The 18,565-nt window shown below is 59.1% G+C and carries 17 protein-coding genes; 12 read left to right on the top strand and 5 right to left on the bottom strand.

Going from position 1 to position 18,565, the window contains the following annotated elements; all coding sequences use genetic code 11:
• Positions 1-6: 6 nt before the first annotated feature.
• A complete protein-coding gene (aroE, locus tag AC3ZVB_RS17835; RefSeq protein ID WP_194690829.1) occupies positions 7-828 on the top strand; it encodes a shikimate dehydrogenase in 822 nt (273 codons plus the stop codon).
• Positions 829-933: 105 nt separating this feature from the next.
• Here the strand turns inward: aroE and AC3ZVB_RS17830 are convergent, their stop codons facing one another.
• From AC3ZVB_RS17830 to betC, 3 genes are all read right to left on the bottom strand, one after another.
• Positions 934-2,502, bottom strand: coding sequence for a SulP family inorganic anion transporter (locus tag AC3ZVB_RS17830; protein WP_490147296.1), 1,569 nt, complete (start codon positions 2,500-2,502; stop codon positions 934-936).
• Between the two features lie 148 nt (positions 2,503-2,650).
• Complete coding sequence (gene choX / locus AC3ZVB_RS17825; RefSeq protein WP_162437584.1) at positions 2,651-3,571, bottom strand: choline ABC transporter substrate-binding protein; 921 nt, start codon at positions 3,569-3,571, stop codon at positions 2,651-2,653.
• A gap of 16 nt (positions 3,572-3,587) precedes the next feature.
• Positions 3,588-5,102 carry a choline-sulfatase gene (gene betC / locus AC3ZVB_RS17820; RefSeq protein ID WP_162437583.1) on the bottom strand — a complete coding sequence of 505 codons (1,515 nt, stop codon included), beginning with the start codon at positions 5,100-5,102 and terminating at the stop codon, positions 3,588-3,590.
• A gap of 114 nt (positions 5,103-5,216) precedes the next feature.
• On the opposite strand from betC, the gene AC3ZVB_RS17815 reads away from it, so the two are divergent.
• Positions 5,217-6,167 (top strand): choline sulfate utilization transcriptional regulator, encoded by a 951-nt coding sequence (locus AC3ZVB_RS17815; RefSeq protein ID WP_490147295.1) that lies wholly within the window; start codon positions 5,217-5,219, stop codon positions 6,165-6,167.
• A 4-nt stretch (positions 6,168-6,171) separates the two neighbouring features.
• Here the strand turns inward: AC3ZVB_RS17815 and AC3ZVB_RS17810 are convergent, their stop codons facing one another.
• The gene (locus AC3ZVB_RS17810; protein ID WP_194690824.1) at positions 6,172-6,837 is read right to left on the bottom strand and encodes an NAD(P)-dependent oxidoreductase; all 666 of its coding nucleotides are present in this window, start codon (positions 6,835-6,837) and stop codon (positions 6,172-6,174) included.
• 84 nt (positions 6,838-6,921) lie between these two features.
• Here AC3ZVB_RS17810 and AC3ZVB_RS17805 point away from each other — a divergent pair, with 84 nt between their 5' ends.
• Positions 6,922-7,248 (top strand): DOPA 4,5-dioxygenase family protein, encoded by a 327-nt coding sequence (locus AC3ZVB_RS17805; RefSeq protein WP_194690823.1) that lies wholly within the window; start codon positions 6,922-6,924, stop codon positions 7,246-7,248.
• Here AC3ZVB_RS17805 and AC3ZVB_RS17800 read toward each other — a convergent pair whose 3' ends face one another.
• A complete protein-coding gene (locus AC3ZVB_RS17800; protein WP_490147294.1) occupies positions 7,249-7,650 on the bottom strand; it encodes a GFA family protein in 402 nt (133 codons plus the stop codon).
• 405 nt (positions 7,651-8,055) lie between these two features.
• On the opposite strand from AC3ZVB_RS17800, the gene AC3ZVB_RS17795 reads away from it, so the two are divergent.
• The 9 genes from AC3ZVB_RS17795 to AC3ZVB_RS17755 all read left to right on the top strand — a co-directional run bounded on the left by AC3ZVB_RS17795 (position 8,056) and on the right by AC3ZVB_RS17755 (position 18,535).
• A complete protein-coding gene (locus AC3ZVB_RS17795) occupies positions 8,056-9,363 on the top strand; it encodes a CitMHS family transporter (RefSeq protein WP_162437578.1) in 1,308 nt (435 codons plus the stop codon).
• A gap of 85 nt (positions 9,364-9,448) precedes the next feature.
• The gene (locus tag AC3ZVB_RS17790) at positions 9,449-10,216 is read left to right on the top strand and encodes a TerC family protein (RefSeq protein ID WP_162437577.1); all 768 of its coding nucleotides are present in this window, start codon (positions 9,449-9,451) and stop codon (positions 10,214-10,216) included.
• 251 nt (positions 10,217-10,467) lie between these two features.
• On the top strand, positions 10,468-12,126 hold the full coding sequence (locus tag AC3ZVB_RS17785) for a Na/Pi cotransporter family protein (protein ID WP_162437576.1): 1,659 nt from the start codon (positions 10,468-10,470) through the stop codon (positions 12,124-12,126).
• A gap of 193 nt (positions 12,127-12,319) precedes the next feature.
• Positions 12,320-13,708: a M16 family metallopeptidase gene (locus AC3ZVB_RS17780; protein WP_490147293.1), complete on the top strand. Its 1,389-nt coding sequence runs from the start codon at positions 12,320-12,322 to the stop codon at positions 13,706-13,708.
• A gap of 217 nt (positions 13,709-13,925) precedes the next feature.
• Complete coding sequence (locus AC3ZVB_RS17775; RefSeq protein WP_194690820.1) at positions 13,926-14,954, top strand: DUF5924 family protein; 1,029 nt, start codon at positions 13,926-13,928, stop codon at positions 14,952-14,954.
• 54 nt (positions 14,955-15,008) lie between these two features.
• Positions 15,009-16,157, top strand: coding sequence for an ABC transporter permease (locus AC3ZVB_RS17770; protein ID WP_194690819.1), 1,149 nt, complete (start codon positions 15,009-15,011; stop codon positions 16,155-16,157).
• Entirely contained in the window at positions 16,154-16,957 is an 804-nt protein-coding gene (locus AC3ZVB_RS17765) for an ABC transporter ATP-binding protein (protein ID WP_162437572.1), read from the top strand. Before AC3ZVB_RS17770 ends, AC3ZVB_RS17765 begins: the two co-directional genes overlap by 4 nt.
• 1 nt (position 16,958) lies before the next feature.
• Positions 16,959-17,897 carry an MlaD family protein gene (locus AC3ZVB_RS17760; protein WP_490147292.1) on the top strand — a complete coding sequence of 313 codons (939 nt, stop codon included), beginning with the start codon at positions 16,959-16,961 and terminating at the stop codon, positions 17,895-17,897.
• Positions 17,894-18,535, top strand: coding sequence for an ABC-type transport auxiliary lipoprotein family protein (locus AC3ZVB_RS17755; protein WP_490147291.1), 642 nt, complete (start codon positions 17,894-17,896; stop codon positions 18,533-18,535). The genes AC3ZVB_RS17760 and AC3ZVB_RS17755 overlap by 4 nt, the downstream gene beginning before the upstream one ends.
• The last annotated feature ends 30 nt before the right edge of the window (positions 18,536-18,565 follow it).

Genomic DNA, 18,565 nt, shown 5'->3' with positions numbered 1-18,565 from the left:
CTACCGATGGACCGTTACGTCGTATTCGGCAACCCGATTGGCCACAGCAAGTCGCCATTGATCCATCGTCTGTTCGCTGAACAAACCGCGCAGCAATTGGACTACAGCACCTCGCTGGCGCCGCTCGACGACTTTTCCGACTTTGCCCGGGCGTTTTTCCGTGAAGGTCGGGGTGCAAATGTCACGGTGCCCTTCAAGGAAGAGGCCTATCGCCTTGCTGACAGCCTGACCGAGCGGGCACAACGGGCCGGTGCGGTGAACACCCTGAGCAAACTGGCCGATGGCACGTTGCTGGGTGACAACACCGACGGCGCCGGGCTGGTGCGGGACCTGACGGTGAATGCCGGTTTCAGCCTCAAGGGTAAGCGCATTCTGTTGCTGGGCGCCGGTGGCGCGGTGCGTGGCGCGCTGGAGCCGTTGCTCGCTGAACAGCCTGCCTCTGTGATCATCGCCAACCGCACGGTGGAAAAAGCCGAGTTGCTGGCGGAGCTGTTTGACGATCTCGGACCGGTGTCGGCCAGTGGTTTTGATTGGTTGAAGGAATCGGTAGACCTCATCATCAACGCGACCTCCGCGAGCCTGTCAGGCGATGTCCCACCGATTGCCAGCAGCTTGATCGAGCCGGGCAAAACGGTGTGCTACGACATGATGTACGGCAAGGAACCGACTTCGTTCTGTCGCTGGGCCCAGGCGCATGGCGCGGCCGTGGCAATGGACGGGTTGGGGATGCTGGCAGAACAGGCGGCGGAAGCGTTCTACCTGTGGCGCGGCGTGCGCCCGGACACGGCGCCGGTGCTGGCTGAACTGCGCCGGCAATTGGCCGCGTAATCCCTGTAGGAGCAAGGCTTATCCGCGATTCAGGCGCCGGGGTGTACCTGGTACCCCACCTTAACGTTCATCGCGGGCAAGCCTTGCGACTACAGAAACGTTGTTTCAATCTTCAAACCGGATCGGGCAGTGTTCCGCGCCCTCCAGTTTTCTCAACTCTTCCACCACTTGAGGTCGAGCCCGCCGCAGGGTCAGGCTGCGATTCTGTTTGAGCAGGCGTCGCGCTTCCTGGTGGAGCATTTCAACGCCCGAGTAGTCGATGAAATTGATCTGCTGCGCCTCGATCACCACGCGCTCACCGTGCATGCGTTGCAGACGCACCTGCAGGTAATGGCTGGCGCCAAAGAAGATCGAACCACCCACGCGCAAAATGTCCTCGTTGCCCTCACGCCAATGCTGCACCCGCGGTTGCGAGGTGCGCTTGAGGTAGAAAAACAGCGAAGCCAGCACCCCGGCGTAGATCGCCGTCTGCAATTCCAGCAGCAGCGTGGCGACACAGGTCAGCGCCATCACGACAAATTCGGCGCGACTGACCCGCAATAGCGCGCGAATGCCGCGATGGTCCACCAGCCCCCAGGCGATCAACAAAATGCTGCCGGCCATCGCTGGAATGGGAATGTGCGCGATCGGCGCCGCACCGAAAATCGCGAACAACGCCACCCACAACGCTGAAAACACGCCAGCCAATGGCGAGCAGGCGCCGGCTTCGTAGCTCAGGCCCGAGCGAGTAAACGAGCCGGCTGACAGTGATCCGGAAAAAAATGCGCCGACGATGTTTGATAAACCCTGGGCGCGGACCTCTTGATTGGCATCAAGCAGTTGCTGCGATCGCGCCGACAGGGAGCGTGCGATCGACAAACTCGTCACTAGCCCAAGCATTCCAACCGCCACTGCGCTGGGCAGCAAGCGCAGGATCAGGTCCAGATCCAGTGGCACCGGGCTGAACGGCGGCAGCCGTCCGACAAAGGCACTGACCAATTTCACATGACCGAACATCGACGGCCAAAGCCACACCAGCAGCCCGGCCAGTACCAGCGTGATCAGCAGCGTCGGCCAGCGTGGCAGCAGCCATTTCAAGAAGACGCCCACGACAACGGTCGCCAGGCCCAGGATCAGTGAGGCCCTGTCAAATTGGCCGAGGTGCTGGAGCAGCGTCATGAAACTGTCCAGCGCCGTGGCCTGACTGGGCAGGTCCAGCCCCAGTAAATTCGGCAACTGACCGATCGCAATCACCACCGCTGCCCCGAGCGTGAAGCCCAGTACCACGGAGTGGGAGACAAAATTCACCAGGGCGCCGAAACGCAGCAAGCCCAGCAGCCACTGAAAAATGCCCGCCAACAGCGTAAGCAGCAGGATAAGGGTGATGTAGTCCTGTGAAGCAGGAACGGCCAGAGGGCTGACACTCGCGTACAGAACAATGGAAATCGCTGCGGTGGGACCGCAGATCAAATGCCACGACGAACCCCAGAGACAGGCGATCAGGACCGGGATGATCGCCGCGTACAAGCCATACTCCGGTGGCAGACCGGCGATCAGGGCGTAGGCAATGGACTGCGGCAACGCGAGAATCGCACCGCTCAGGCCGACGACAAGGTCGCGCCCGACGCTGGCGCGGGTTTGTCTGGGCAACCAGCTTAAGAAGGGGAAGAGCGAATGGCGGCTGGGGAAGGCCATGGGTCCTCTCGGTCAAGGTTTTGCGCAAGGGTAGCAGGCTCAACGCAATCATTGTGGCGAGGGCGCTCGTCGAATCGTCGCACCGTCCCGCTGGGTTCGCTGATCGTTCCCACACGGAGCGTGGGAACGATCAACGATCGGCGGCGGTTCAGAGTTTGGCTTTCACTGCCGGCAACGCGTCTTTACCATCGACCGTCTTCACGCCATCGAGCCATTTATCCAGCACTGCAGGATTAGCCTTGATCCAGGCTTTAGCGGCGTCCGCGTTGCTGACTTTCTTGTTCACCACCTCAGCCATGATGCTGTTCTCCATTTCCTGGGTGAAGCTCAGGTTGGTGAGCAACTTGCCAACATTCGGGCAGGCCTGTGCATAACCTTTTCGGGTCAATGTATAAACCGCGCCGGTATCGCCAAAGTATTTCTCGCCACCCTTGAGGTAATGCATCTTCAGCTGCACGTTCATAGGGTGCGGGGTCCAGCCGAGGAAGGTCACGAACTTCTGTTTCTTCACGGCACGCGACACTTCCGCCAGCATCGCCTGTTCGCTGGACTCAACCAGTTTCCATTGGCCCAGGTCGAAATCGTTTTTCTTGATGATGTCTTGCAAGGAGATGTTGGCTGGCGCGCCAGAGCCGATGCCGTAGATTTTTTTCTCGAACTTGTCGGCAAATTTGTTCAGGTCGGCGAAATTATGCACACCCGCATCCCAGACGTAATCCGGTACCGCGAGCGTGAACTCGGTTCCGTCCAGGTTCTTCGCTAATTGAGTGACATCGCCAGTGGCGACGAACTTGTCGTAAAACCCCTGCTGCGCGGGCATCCAGTTGCCCAAAAATACATCAACCTGGCCGTCCTTGAGTCCCCCAAACGTGATCGGCACAGCAAGCGTGTCGACTTTGGCCTTGTAGCCCATGCCGTCCAGCAAAAATCCGGTAATGGCGTTAGTCGCGGCGATGTCGCTCCAGCCAGGATCGGCCATTTTCACCGTATCGCAGCTTTGCTCAGCAAAAGCCGAAGCGCTGCCCAGCGCCAATAGCCCGACCGTCAGTACTGTGGATAACCTTTGCATGGACTTCCCCTTAACATTATTGGTTTTGGCAGGGTTGTGGATAACGTGCTTTGCGCTCCAGATCATCGAGGTCGATGTGGTTGCGCATGTACTGCTGACTGGCGTCCACCAGCGGCTGGTGATCCCAGCTCTTCAGCTTGCCGATAGTCAGCGCATCGGCAACAAACCGCCGACGCCGCTGACTCGCGAGCACCTGTTGGTGAATCGCCGGGATATTCCATTTGGCGCGTGCCTCGGCGAGAAATTCGGCGAACAGTGGCTGATGCTGCGGCGACTGACTGAGCTCTTCCTGTTCTCGTGGGTCGTTGTGTACATCGAAGAGTAGGCAAGGGTCGTCTTCGCTGTAGATGAATTTGTAAGCTCCCCGGCGAATCATCATCAACGGGCTGATGGTGCCCTCGGCCATGTACTCGCCGAACACTTCGTCATGACCACCCTGCCCCTTCAAGTGCGAAACCAGCGAGCGGCCATCCAGCGGCAATCCAGGCTCCAGCGAACCGCCAGCCAATTCGACAAAGGTTGGCAACAAATCGGCAGTGGAAACGGCTGCGCTGATCCTGCCCGCACCGAACTGCCCAGGCGAACTGATCAGCAGCGGCACACGGGCCGCCATTTCGAACCAATGCATTTTGTACCAGAGCCCACGCTCACCGAGCATGTCGCCATGGTCGCCGGAAAACACAATGATGGTGTCGTCAATCAAGCCCGTATCTTCGAGGGTTTGCAGGAGTTTGCCGACATTGCTGTCGATATAGCTGCAAGCTCCGAAATAAGCGCGACGTGCGTCACGAATCTTATCCACAGGCAGCGGCTTGTCCCACAGGTCGTAAACCTTGAGCAGTCGCTGAGAGTGTGGGTCCAGGTCGGACTGAGGCGGCGTTTCAGGAAGCGGGATGTCGGCGTCGTCGTACAGGTCCCAAAAGGCTTTTGGAATGGTGTACGGATCGTGTGGATGCGTCATGGAAACGGTCAGGCAGAACGGCTGATCGCCATCCTCACGGATGTGGTCAAACAGATATTGTTGGGCCTTGAACACAACCTCTTCATCGAAATCCAGCTGATTGGTACGCACGCACGGCCCGGCCTGGAGCACCGATGCCATGTTGTGAAACCAGGTAGGTCGAACGTCCGGCTCGTCCCAGTTGACCGACCAGCCGTAATCCGCTGGGTAAATGTCGCTCGTCAGTCGCTCTTCGTAGCCATGCAGTTGGTCGGGACCGCAGAAGTGCATCTTCCCTGACAACGCCGTGCGATAACCGAGGCGACGCAAATAGTGAGCATAAGTGGGCACATCGGCGGGGAAGTCCGCCGCGTTATCGTAGGCGCCGATCTTGCTCGGTAACTGGCCGCTGACCAGGGTAAAGCGCGACGGCGCGCACAATGGGCTATTGCAATAGGCGGCGTCGAACACCACGCCTTCGGCGGCGAGGCGACTGAGATTGGGTAATTTGATTGGCGAAGGACCGTAGAACGGCAACATTGGCGCGGCCATCTGATCGGCCATGATGAAAAGAATATTCTTGCGCTTCATGTGATCGCGGCATTCCATAGTGAATATTTATGCGAGAGTGCTGCGATCGAGCATGGGATCCATAGAGTTTGAGGTAAAGCCCATGCCAAGCAATGACTAGGATAAGCCCAGCTTATGTATGACGCCCTTGGTGATTTGTCCCTCGACCTGTTGCGTGCATTTGAAGCCGCCGCGCGTCAGCGCAGCTTCACGGCTGCCGCGGCGGAGATTGGCACTACGCAGCCGGCCATTAGCCAGCAGATCAAACGACTGGAGGATCAACTTGCCATTCGCTTGTTTGATCGTATCTATCGCGGCATCGAATTGACCGAGGCTGGCGCTATTCTGTTTGAGCAAGTTCAGCTCGGTTTGCAGAATATCGATGCAGGATTAAGTGCGATCAGCACACAGAATCAACACGAGGTACTGCAGGTCGCCACGGACTTTGCTTTCGCCGCCTATTGGTTGATGCCGCGACTGCACCGCTTCCATGCTGCGCATCCCAGCGTCGACGTCAGTCTCGTCACCAGTGAGCGCAGTCAGAACATGCTGCGTACGGATATCGATGTCGCCGTATTGTTCGGGGAAGGTCGGTTCAAGCAGGGTGAGAGTCATTGGCTGTTCAGCGAAGAAGTGTTCCCGGTGTGCAGCCCACTCTTATTGAAGGACCGACCTCTGCCCTTGCCCGTCCCCTCATTGCTTGAGTTTCCGTTGCTGCACTTGCGGGGTGAAAACGGCAGCAACTGGTTTGACTGGAGCGGCGTCTTTCGCGAGCTGGGGATCAACTCGGCACCCGCGCCCGGGCAGCTGCGTTTCGACAACTACACCTTGCTCATTCAAGCGGCGATCGGCGGTCAGGGCGTCGCCATTGGCTGGCGCCACCTTGTGGATAACTTGCTCGCCCAGGGGTTGTTGTGCCGACCCATCGCCGAAACGGTTATTTCGCGGCTGGGCTATTACGTTGTCCTGCCCCAGCGCAAGCGGCGTGGTGTGTTGATTCGTCAGTTCGTGGATTGGTTGATGGCAGAGCAGGCAAATAGCGCGCAGTCGCTGAATGGGTTACCGCTGCCTTCGATTGCGATGTGATCTTTTAGTGTGTCGAAGCCGCAACGAAATTCACATGCTCACCCACGTGCAGGTTCAGATGCAGCTCATCGGCAATCCCCACTGCGACCCTGTTCAACCGTTCAAGTGGCTCGGCCAAACCGGGCTCCAGACTGCTGCTGACTTGGCTGAAATGTTCAATGGTCAACCCATGCACGCCGCGAGGCGCGTTGACCATCGTCCATTGCAATGAGCTGCTTTGCAGGGCTTCGCGAATTTCTTCAGCAGCGTGGCGTTGCAGGCGATCTTCTATTTCAGGATCGTCCAGCAATTCGAAATCGCCCACCAGGAACAGCCGGGGAATGTTTGATGCCTGCATGCCCTCGATCAACGCATCGACCGCCAGCACTTGCTCGACCGGTCCCGGTACGATGGTTTTTTCCACGTGCTCACTGTTGAACGGCAGCCCTGGTGCGTCTAAAAGACAGACCACCGCCGAGCTGCCTGCAACGCTCTGCTTGACCCGTTCGGCATCAAACAAGTCACCGCTCTTGGTGCGCAAGCCTGGTCGTGGCGCGAGCGCCGTCAGGTCGTCGAGTATGGCGATCACTTCGTGCTGGCGCCGCAGCATTTCAGCCATCAGCGCACTGCCCAGGCTACTCATGGCACCATAGAGCACCACTTTCACAACGGGGGTTTCGGCATTTTTCATGGCTGAGCTTCCTTGATTCCTACGTATATGGCGTGTGACCTGTGGGGATCGGTGAGGGTTCGACTGGGTTTTAGAGGTATTCAGATGCAAGGGATCAAGGGTTATCACGCCCATGTGTATTTCGACGCCAACAGCATCGATCAGGCGCGGGCCTTGTGTGAGCAGGCAGCGCAGTTGTTTCCGGTGAAGATGGGGCGCGTGCACGAGCGTCCGGTCGGGCCGCACCCTGACTGGAGCTGCCAATTGGCGTTCGAACCGCACTACATCGGCGATGTGTTGCCGTGGCTGGCGCTTAATCGCAAAGGGTTGGTGGTGTTCCTGCACCCGGACACCGGTGACGATCTGCTGGATCACACGGAGCACGCGATCTGGATGGGCGAGGTCCGGCCGCTGAACCTGTCGGTGTTCTGATCAGAGCGTTTCTTCGGGCTCAGAGGGCAGGTGTTCGTCCAGGTGCAGCCACGGCAAACGGCTGTCGGTCCAGATGTGCCGCTCTGCCGGCGCCTGGTCCGGGTGATCGAGCGTGGCGATCGTAACGTCAATGCTCTCGGGGCTCAGGCGTGTCACCAATGCCAGTTGCGCCCCGCAGTTGCGGCAGAAATATCGCACACAGCTGGATGATGATTCGTACTGCGCGGGCGTCCCTTTCAACCATTCGAAGGCTGATGCGGGCGTCGTGATCCAGGTGGTGACGATGCCGCCGCTGACCTTTCGACAGATTGAACAGTGGCAGTGGGCGATGTCGTGCAACGGCCCGCTGAACTGATAGCGCAATTGGCCGCAGTGGCAACCGCCGGTGTGAATTTCGTTCATGACATTCCTTCCTCTGAGTAGTTGGCGACGCCATCGCGAGCAGGCTCACTCCTACAGGGATCTCCAGCGACCATAAATCTGTGCGCTCTCGATGGCCGCGACGCGATCCGACTACATTCCTCTGCCCGACGACCGGTTGCACATCCGGTCAATGCGTTTACCAGCGAAAGCTGGGTGAAAGCTTTCACGATTAGGATCGCCCTACTCCCGGCAACAGACCGGTTGGCCACTGCCAGTGTTTTATCGCTCGCACGGTCCATTTAACAACAACAATGGTGATTCTGATGTCCTCTACTTCCCGCTGCTTCGCTGTCACTCCGCCCGTACGCCTCCTGCTTCCCGTTCTGCGCTGAGCCCTTGCGGTTCGCCCATTTCCCTTAGCCGCGCTACGCCTGGAGTATTCCCATGCTGACTTTCCTTGGCTTTGCCATGGTCATCACGTTCATGTTCCTGATCATGACCAAGCGCCTGTCCGCGCTGATCGCATTGATCATCATCCCGATTGTTTTTGCCCTGTTCGGTGGTTTTGCACCGAAGATCGGTCCGATGATGCTCGAAGGCATCACCAAGCTTGCGCCGACCGGCGTGATGCTGATGTTCGCCATTCTGTACTTCGCCCTGATGATCGACTCCGGCCTGTTCGATCCGGCCGTGCGCAAGATCCTCAAACTGGTCAAGGGCGACCCGCTGAAAGTTTCGGTCGGCACCGCCGTACTGGCGCTCGTCGTTTCCCTCGATGGTGACGGCGCGACCACTTACATGATCTGCGTCGCCGCCATGCTGCCGCTCTACAGCCGCATCGGCATGAGCCCGCGAATCATGGCCGGCCTGATCATCCTCGCCGGTGGCGTGATGAACATGACGCCTTGGGGCGGTCCGACCGCGCGTGCAGCCAGTGCGCTGCATGTCGACCCGTCCGATATTTTCGTACCGATGATTCCGGCGATGCTGGCGGGCGTCGTGGCAATCCTGGCGATTGCCTACTTCTACGGTAAACGCGAGCGCGCTCGTCTGGGTGAATTGCACCTGGCTGGCGATGAAATCGACCACAGCGAGATCAGCGTTTCGCAGTTCCCGGATGCCCGTCGTCCGAAACTGATCTGGTTCAACGGCGCTTTGACGCTGGCCTTGATGTGCACCCTGATCGCCGGTCTGTTGCCGCTGCCGGTGCTGTTCATGGTGGCGTTCAGTATCGCGATGATCGTCAACTACCCGTGCCTGCAAATGCAGAAAGACCGCGTCGCCGCTCATGCCGGTAGCGTGTTGGCAGTGGTCGGTTTAATCTTCGCCGCTGGTATTTTCACCGGTATCCTGACGGGCACCGGCATGGTCGATGCGATGTCGAAAAGCCTGTTGGCGGTCATCCCGGATTTCCTCGGCCCGTACCTGGCTGTAATTACCGCGCTGGTGAGCATGCCGTTCACGTTTTTCATGTCGAACGATGCTTTTTATTACGGCGTGTTACCAGTACTTGCCGAAGCCGCGAGTCATTACGGTATAACCGCAGTCGAAATGGCACGTGCCTCGATCGTCGGTCAGCCCGTCCACTTGCTGAGCCCGTTGGTACCATCGACTTACTTGTTGGTGGCTCTGGCCGGGATCGACTTCGGTGACCATCAGCGCTTTACCCTGAAGTGGGCAGTGCTGGTGTGCATGTGCATACTGGTTGCAGCAGTGCTGATGGGGATTTTTCCGCTGTTCAGCACTCTATAAGCTCAAGACTCACCAAGACGGGTCCAGGCTTTGTTTGTTGAAGCCCGGGCCCTTCGTGGTTTAACACTCGCTCAAAGGAATACACATGGAATGGCTGACCAACCCTGAAATCTGGGTTGCCTTCTTTACCCTGACCGCCCTGGAAATTGTCCTGGGTATCGATAACATCATCATGATCTCGATCCTGGTCAGCCGCATGCCCAAGCACATGCAGCAGCGCACCCGGATCTTCGGTCTGGCGCTGGCGATGGTCACGCGAATCGCGTTGCTGCTGTCGATCACCTGGGTCATGCAACTTACCGCCGATCTGTTCGAGGTCCTCGGCCAGGGTATTTCCGGACGCGACCTGATTCTGTTCTTCGGTGGTCTGTTCCTGCTGTGGAAGAGCTCGCAAGAGATGTACCACGCGCTGGAAGGTGAAGACGAAACCAACGAAGAGCCAACAGGCAAAGGCGGCAACTTCCTGTACACGATCATCCAGATCGCGATCATCGACATCGTATTCTCTCTGGACTCGGTGATTACTGCGGTCGGCATGGTTTCCCATGTGCCGGTCATGGTTGCGGCAATCGTCGTCGCCGTACTGGTGATGATGCTGGCTGCCGGCACCATCAGCTCGTTCATCGACAAGCACCCGTCGCTGAAGATGCTGGCGCTGTCGTTCCTGCTGATCGTCGGTACCGTGCTGATCGCTGAATCGTTCGACGTACATGTGCCAAAAGGCTACGTCTACTTCGCCATGGCGTTCTCGCTGGCCGTGGAAGCGATCAACATCAAGATGCGCACCGCGATTGCGAAAAAGAAGAAGCAGCAAGACCCGGTGAAACTGCGCAAGGACATTCCTGGCCAGTAACCCGCAGGTGTAGCAGCTGGCGAAGCCTGCGTCCGGCAGCTGCTACAGGTGATGATAAGAGGGGCCTTCGGGCTCCTTTTTCGTTTCTGCATCAAGCTGTTTTTATGACAGTTTTGTTTCAAACACCTCTTTAGCTATGCGATGCTGGCGCACAGACCGTTAGCCAACTACAGCTTAAGTACAGAACGTAGAAAGTCGCGCGGCACCGTCAACTTGCCCCTTTGGGGCGCTACCACCACAGGGGGCCCCTTATGCTCACCCTGCTCAATTTGTTATCTGCCGTGGCCTTGTTGATCTGGGGCACGCACATCGTCCGAACCGGCATCTTGCGGGTCTACGGTTCCAACCTGCGCCACGTCATTGGCCAGAACATGTCCAAGCGATGGCTGGCGTTCATTGCAGGGATCGTCGTGACCGCCATGGTTCAGAGCAGCAACGCAACGGCAATGCTGGTCACCTCGTTTGTCGGGCAAGGCCTGATGGCGCTGACTCCGGCCCTGGCCACCATGCTTGGGGCCGACGTCGGTACCGCATTGATGGCGCGGGTGTTGACGCTTGATCTGTCCTGGCTGTCGCCGCTGCTGATTTTCCTCGGGGTCATCTTCTTTCTGTCGCGCAAGCAAACACGGCTTGGACAGATGGGCCGCGTCAGCATCGGGTTGGGGCTGATCATTCTGGCGCTGCAACTAATCGTCGAGTCCGCCGCACCCATCACGCAGGCCCAGGGCGTGAAGGTGATTTTCGCGTCCCTGACCGGCGACATCCTGCTCGATGCCCTGGTCGGGGCGCTGTTCGCGATGGTGTCCTACTCCAGTCTCGCCGCGGTCCTGCTCACCGCCACCCTCGCCGGGGCTGGCGTGATCAGTTTACCGGTGGCCATCGGCTTGGTGATTGGCGCCAACATCGGCAGTGGGGTGCTGGCCTTTCTCAGCACCAGCATGCAAAACGCTGCGGGTCGCCAAGTCGCGCTGGGCAGTCTGTTGTACAAACTGATCGGGCTGTTGCTGATCATTCCAGTGCTGGACCCGCTGGTGCACTGGATCGACAGCCTCGATTACAGCCCACAGGAAATGGTCATTGGCTTCCACCTGCTCTACAACACCGCGCGTTGCCTGATCCTGCTGCCCAGCGTTGGACCCATGGCCAGGCTGTGTGCCTGGCTGTTGCCAGAGCGGCCGGAAATAAACGGGATGGCCAAGCCGCGGCACCTTGACCCGACGGCGCTGGTCACGCCCGGCCTGGCGCTGGCCAATGCCGCGCGTGAAACCCTGCGCATTGGCGATTTGATCGACAACATGCTCGAAGCCATGCTCGACGTCCTGCACGGCAAACAGACCGCCGTGACCCAGGAAATGCGCCGTCTGACGGACGATGTCGAAGCGCTCTATAGCGCCATAAAACTGTATCTGGCGCAAATGCCCCGGGAAGATTTGAGCGATCAGGATAGTCGGCGCTGGGCAGAAATCATTGAGCTGGCAATCAACCTCAAACTCGCCAGCGACTTGATCGAACGCATGTTGCGCAAGGTTCAGCAGCAGAAAACCTCGCAGCGTCGGTCGTTTTCCGAGGTCGGCCTGGAAGAGTTGGCGGGATTGCACAGCCAGTTGATTGCCAACTTGCGCCTGGGGCTGTCCGTGTTCCTCAGTTCCGACAAGGAAAGCGCCCGTCAGTTACTGCGTGAGAAACGTCGTTTTCGCGCACAGGAACGGCGTTTGGCCCACGCCCATGTCAGCCGGTTGCAACGTAAGATCGTGCAGAGTATCGAGACCAGTTCACTGCATCTGGAATTGATTGCCGACATGAAACGCTTGAACTCATTGTTCTGCAGCAGTGCGTACGCTGTATTGGAAACGTCCGACACGGGCGCGTTGGTGGTGGACGATTTGGCTGACATCACGCATTCGCCTTGAACGTCTGGCAGAGTGGCTAGTCAGTAACATTGGTTCAACTTCAAGACTGCCATCGCGGGCAAGCCAACTCCCACAAGGTATTGGGGGCTGACCCTACATCTTTGGCCGACCCGGTACCTGTGGGCGCCGGCTTGCCCGCGATAGTGGTCTGAAGGACGACACGGATCTCCAATCAGCCGTATGGAAGCTCGTTATGCGTTGCCTGTTATTCGCCTGCCTATTGCTTGGATCATTCCCTTCATTTGCCCTGGACCGCTTCCAGGTTGAGGGCTATACGCTGCCCAATGGTCTGCAATTGCTGCTCAAACCCGGCATTGACCGTGGGCATGTGGCAATCCGGCTGGTCGTTGGCGTCGGTCTGGATGACTTCGAGTGCGCCGACAAGGAGCTGCCGCATTTGCTTGAGCATTTGCTGTTCAGCGGCATCGACGCCACCGGCGAAGGCGGTCTCGAAGAACGCATGCAGGCCCTGGGCGGTGAGTGGAACGCTTACACCAGCAATGCCGATACCACGTTCGTGATCGAAGCCCCGGCGAAAAACCAGCGCAAGGTACTCGACCTGCTGCTGGCGCTGCTGACCCAGACCCATTTCGACGACAACGCCGTCAATGCCGCCAAGCAAGTGGTCGAGCGTGAAGACGGCGGACATTATTCGCACCTGCAACGCTGGCTGGACCGGCAGGACCTGGGGCACACGGCGAGTAATCAGCTCGCCGTGGAACTGGGCCTCAAATGCCCCGAGCGTGCGGAAGTCGATCACCTGACCCGCGAGCAGCTCGAGCAGGTGCGCAAAGCCTGGTACGCGCCCAACAACATGACGTTGATCGTCGTTGGTGACCTTGACCGGTTGTTGCCGGCGTATCTGGAACGCTCATACGGCGAACTGGAAGCGGTTGATCCGACCGATCATCCACCTCTGCCGGAAATCAAGGCGACGGCAGCGCACGAGCGTACGTTGAGCAACGGCCTGGTTGGCAATGGCGCAAAACTTCACTGGCTGGTACCGGAGCCTGTGCTGGAGGATCAGCACGATGAGACCTTCGACTTGCTCAAGGACTATCTGGACTGGGCGCTCTATCGCCAGATGCGTCTGGCTCACAGTTTGTCTTACGGGCCCTCTGCCGAGCGCGAGGTGTTTGGCGGGGTTGGCTTCATGAGCTTGAACGCCGATCTTGAGCGAGATGACCTGCCGCAAGCCAAGCAGGTACTCGAGGAATTGAAGGCCGGGTTGCTCAAGGACGGGCTCAACGCCGAGACCTTCAATCGTCTCAAGCAGGCCGCCATCGCGCGGCAGACCTGGGCGGTACAAGGCAATAGCGCGTTGGCGGATTACTACTGGAGTGCATTGGGCGACTTTCAAGACGGTCGTTTCGCCAACCCGGCCAAAGAGCTGCAAGGCGTGACGCTGGAAGAGGCGAACAAGGCCATGCGTGAACTTCTGCTGCAGCCGGGGTATCTACGGATTGAGACGCCTTTGATGAGCGACGATGCGCTGGTGTGGGCGATTGCCGGGTTGTTGGGGTTGATCGTGCTCGTATTAGTGGCGTGGCGTTTACACCGAAAGGCACGACGGACCCTGTAGCAGCTGCCGAAGGCTGCGTTCGGCTGCATAGCAGTCGCAAATCCCGTCGGTCATTCATCTGGAGTACCGAGGTGACTGGTTGACGACTGCTGCGCAGCCGAACGCAGCCTTCGGCAGCTGCTACAGGGGATTTGTGTGAAATGCAGCCCCTCGCCACACCGCCCCTCCGGGCGGTAACCTGTCGAGGATTTTTCCTACGACTAGTGCGAACCGCCGAATGCCTACCCTGAACCTGTACGTCCAGCGCATCCTGGAATTGATGAAGCGCTACCCTGGGGTCATTGCGCTCGGTGGGTTTATCTCCGGGGTCGGCAGTTTCATCCTGGTTGATCGCCAGCAAGGCCTGGCCACCTGGATCACTATCATCATGGTGCTCAGCTGGATCTGGTTGATGCTGGAAAACAGCCTCACCAAGCTGTTCGCGAAACTGTTCAAGCGCGAAATTCCCCAGCCTTTGCTGCGTTACGCCACGCAGATGATTCACCAGGAAAGCCTGTTCTTCGTCTTGCCGTTTTTCTTCATCACCACCACCTGGAACAGTGGACAGTTTTTCTTCACCGGGTTGCTGTGCATTGCGGCACTGATTTCCATTATCGACCCGCTCTACTACAAATGGCTGGCACCCCGTCGCTGGGCGTTTCTGGCGCTGCATACGCTGACGTTGTTCGCGGCACTGCTCACCGCCCTCCCCGTCATCCTGCACCTGACCACCGCCCAGAGCTTCAAACTGGCACTGGGTATCGCGGTCGTGCTGTCTTTCCCGAGCCTGGCGTCGATCTTTCCGATCCGTACGGTGCGCAATGCACTGGCGATTCTGTGTATCACCGTGGGCATTGGTGGCGTGGGCTGGGTACTGCGCTCGTGGGTGCCGCCGGCAACGCTTTGGATGACCGATGTCGCCATCAGCACGCAACTGCAGGACCGCACCCCCGGCGACAGTCTTGATGAGGTCAGCGCAGAGCAGATACGTGGTGGCGGGCTATACGCCTACACCGCGATCAATGCGCCGCGCGGCCTGGACGAGCGGATTTATCACGTGTGGCAGTTCAACGGTAAAGAAGTTGATCGTATCCCGCTGGATATCCACGGTGGGCGCAAGGAAGGCTATCGGGCCTGGACCCACAAACAGAACTTCCCCGGCAACCCGGCGGGTAACTGGCAAGTGCGTGTTCTGACCGAAGACGGCCAGCTCATCGGCGTGTTGCGTTTCAAGATCACGGACAGCACACCGATCAAAGAAAAGTAATACGCTTCGTGATATTACGTAGCCCAGCCTCTCAGTCGAACAAGCATGGAGCTTATGACCAGCAGCACAACGGCCGGCAATGCCCAACTGGACACCTCTCACTCGCCCGCACAGCTGCGGGTTACGGGTGACTGGACGCTTGCCCATTACGCCGACCTCAAGGGCCTGAGCGAAAAGATTCGCGGCCAATACGACGACAGCGCCCACATCGACCTTAATGGTCTTGGCGCGCTCGATACCGCTGGCGCTTCGCTGCTGGTGGAGTTGCTGGGGTCCGAGCGTCTCGGCCGCTCCGCCGAACATCCGGATTGCACATTGTCCGGCGCCGATCGCGCGTTGCTGCAAACCGTGTACTGCTCGATGACGGACTTCTGCGTACCGATCAAGGAACCGGAAATCAGCGTCGGCATCCAATTGCTGACCCGCATTGGTCGCGCAGTCGACACGGTCTGGCAGGACACCTTGCAGCTGTTGGGTTTTGTCGGCCTGATCCTCGAAACCGTCGCCCGCAGCCTGTTTCGGCCCAAACGCTGGCGCATCACGCCAATGATTGCGCACATCGAACAGACCGGCCTCGACGCTGCCCCCATCGTTGCCCTGCTGACCTTTCTGGTGGGCGCCGTTGTGGCGTTTCTGGGGGCAACGGTGCTGGCGAGCTTTGGCGCGACGGTCTTCACCGTGGACCTGGTGGCGTTCTCTTTCCTGCGCGAGTTTGGCGTCCTGCTGACCGCGATCCTGATGGCCGGCCGCACCGCCAGTGCGTTCACCGCTCAGATCGGTTCAATGAAGGCCAACGAAGAAATCGACGCCATCCGCACGTTGGGCCTGGACCCGATGGAGTTGCTGGTGGTGCCGCGTGTCCTCGCCCTGCTGGTCGCGCTGCCGATGCTGACCTTTCTGGCGATGCTTTCGGGAATTATCGGCGGCGGCGTGGTGTGTGCCGTGTCGCTGGATATCTCGCCTGCGATGTTCCTGTCGCTGCTGCAATCGGACATTGGTGTTCAGCACTTTCTGGTGGGGATGGTCAAAGCGCCTATCTTCGCCTTCCTGATTGCGGCCATTGGCTGCCTCGAGGGCTTCAAGGTCAGTGGCAGCGCTGAGTCTGTTGGCGCGCACACCACGTCCAGCGTGGTCCAGTCGATTTTTGTGGTGATCGTTCTCGACGCAGTCGCCGCGTTGTTTTTCATGGAGATGGGCTGGTGAGTCGTCTACCCCGAGCGCCCTCCGAGGCCGTGATCGAAGTCCGTGACCTGTGCAATCGCTTTGGCAATCAGAGCGTGCACGAACATCTGGACCTGGACTTGTACAAGGGCGAAATCCTCGCCGTGGTGGGCGGTTCCGGGAGCGGCAAATCGGTGCTGCTGCGCAGTATTGTCGGCCTGCGCCAGCCCACTGAGGGCGTAGTCAAGGTGTTTGGTAAAAACCTCCCGACGTTATCTGAGCAAGAGCGCTCGATGGTCGAGCGGCGTTTCGGTGTGCTGTTCCAGAAAGGTGCCCTGTTTTCTTCGCTGACCGTAACCGAAAACGTCGCCCTGCCCCTCATCGAACACGCTGGCTTGAGTCGCGAAGATGCCGAGCACCTGGCTGCAGTGAAACTGGCATTGGCGGGCTTGCCATTGTCTGCGGCGGACAAGTACCCGGCCTCGCTCTCCGGCGGCATGATCAAGCGTGCTGCGCTGGCCCGGGCGCTGGCGCTGGACCCGGATATTCTGTTTCTCGACGAACCTACGGCCGGCCTCGACCCGATTGGTGCTGCGGCCTTCGATCAATTGATCCTGACCCTGCGCGACGCGTTGGGCCTGAGCGTATTTCTGGTCACCCACGACCTGGACACGCTCTACACCATCACCGACCGTGTGGCGGTGCTGGCGCAGAAAAAGGTACTGGTGGCCGATGCCATCGACAAGGTTTCGGAAACCGACGACGCGTGGATTCACGAATACTTCCATGGCCCTCGTGGCCGCGCGGCGCTGACTGCCGCTCAACAGCTCAACGAGGTCTGACATGGAAACCCGAGCCCATCATGTGTTGATCGGCCTGTTCACGGTAATTGTGGTGGCAGGCGCCCTGCTTTTCGGCCTGTGGCTGGCCAAGTCCAGTGTCGACACGGAGTTCAAGGATTACGAAATCGTCTTCAACGAGGCGGTCAGCGGCCTGTCCAAAGGCAGCGCCGTGCAGTACAGCGGGATCAAGGTCGGCGATGTCGTGACGTTGCGCCTGGACCCGAAAGACCCGCGTCGGGTGCTGGCGCGCATCCGCTTGGGTGGCGAAACGCCGATCAAGGAAGACACCCGGGCCATACTGGCGCTGACCGGTATCACGGGCACCTCGATCATTCAGCTCAGCGGTGGCACGCCCCAGAGCCCGGCGCTCAAGGGCAAAGGCGGTGACCTGCCGACGATTGTGGCATCGCCCTCACCCATCGCCCGCCTGCTCAACGACAGCAACGACCTGATGGCCGGTGTGAATACGCTGATGCATAACGCCAATCTGATGTTCTCCACGGAGAACGTTGAACGCATCAGCAAGACCCTGGAGCATCTGGAGCAAACCACCGGCACCATTGCCGATCAACGTGGCGATATCCGTCAGGCCATGCAGCAATTGGCATCGGTGGGCAAGCAAGCGGGTGCCATGCTGGAACAGACCTCGGCGCTGATGCGTAACGCCAATGGCCTGCTCAATGATCAGGGCAAGCAGATGTTCGGCAGTGCCGAGCAGGCAATGAAGTCGCTGGAACAGAGCAGCGCGACCATCAACCAGCTGATCTCCAGCAATCAGGATTCCCTGAACAACGGCATGCAAGGTCTCAACGGGCTGGCGCCGGCGGTGCGTGAACTGCGTGACACGCTGACGTCGTTGCGCGCGATTTCCCAGCGCCTTGAAGCCAACCCCAGCGGTTATCTGCTGGGCAACGACAAGAACAAGGAGTTCACGCCATGAAGCTGAGCCACGTCGCCCTCCTCGCCAGCTTCGTGCTGCTCAATGCGTGTTCGATCCTGCCCAAGCCCGAACCGTTCGATGTCTATCGATTGCCGTCGGCCCAGAGCGGCGCCTCGGCCAGCCACGTTACGCCGCAACGCTGGTCGCTGCGCCTGGCCAAACCGCAGGCGAGCCAGGCGTTGAACAGCCCGAACATCGCGGTGATCCCCCAGGGTGATCTGCTCAGCAGCTACAAAGGTTCACGCTGGACCGATCCGGCGCCGGTGCTGCTGCGCAATCGTCTGCTGGACGGTTTTCAGCGAGACGGTCGAATTCAGTTGTTGAGCTCCGACGACAGCAATTTCCAGGCGGACCTGGAGCTGGGCGGCAACTTGCAGGCGTTCCAGACCGAATATCAAGGCACGGTCGCGAGCGTGGTCGTTCGGCTGGATGCGTTGCTGGTGCGGGGCTATGACCAGCGGATTCTCGCCAGCCGACGCTTCGAAGTGCGCCAGCCGTTGAGCGATGTGCAGGTGCCGTCGGTTGTTGCCGGTTTTGGCCTGGCCAGTGACCAGTTGACGACACAGGTGGTGAGTTGGGCGGTGGAGCAAGGGCAGCGATTGGCACCGCCTGTCAGGAACGCATCAAATCCTTTGTAGCAGCTGCCGAGGCACGAGGCTGCGTTGGGC

It is taken from the genome of Pseudomonas sp. MDV22-iso1, from assembly GCF_058145095.1.
Note: the sequence above shows the minus strand (reverse complement) of the source record. Positions and strands in the feature narration are given on the sequence as shown.